Source organism: Alteripontixanthobacter muriae, from assembly GCF_013336795.1.
Taxonomy (GTDB): Bacteria; Pseudomonadota; Alphaproteobacteria; order Sphingomonadales; family Sphingomonadaceae; genus Pseudopontixanthobacter; species Pseudopontixanthobacter muriae.
In genome coordinates, this window is sequence record NZ_JAAFZT010000053.1 from 1 (window position 1) to 428 (window position 428).

A 428-nucleotide genomic window follows, 5' to 3' on the forward strand; every position below is an offset into this window, starting at 1 on the left:
GTCGACGCTGGGCAAGTGGGTATCTCAGTATCGGCCCAGTGATCTGGTTTCAGCGCCGCAGGCAGATTTGGCGCGTGAGAATGAACGCCTCCGCCTTGAGAACCGTGTGCTGCGGGAGGAGAGGGAAGTGCTAAAAAAGGCCACGCAGTTCTTCGCGAGCCAAAGGCCGTGAAGTTTGCGTTTGTGCATAGCTGGCGGCACCGGTGGCCCGTTGAACTGCTCTGCCGTGTCATGCTTGTCAGTGAGCGCGGCTATAGGTCCTGGCGCTCGCGACCGATCAGTCGGCGGGAGCGGACGGATATGAAAGTGCTGGCCCATATCCGGGAACAGTACAGCCTCAGCCTCGGCAGCTATGGTCGTCCGAGGATGACCATGGAACTCAAAGAGGTTGGGCTCGACGTTGGCGAGCGCCGGGTCGGGCGGCTGAT

Annotated in this window: 1 pseudogene; it reads left to right on the forward strand. The window is 61.0% G+C overall.

Annotation, left to right across the window (positions count from 1 at the left end):
- A pseudogene (locus G7A66_RS14365) lies at nt 1-428 on the forward strand (IS3 family transposase); the annotation flags it as partial.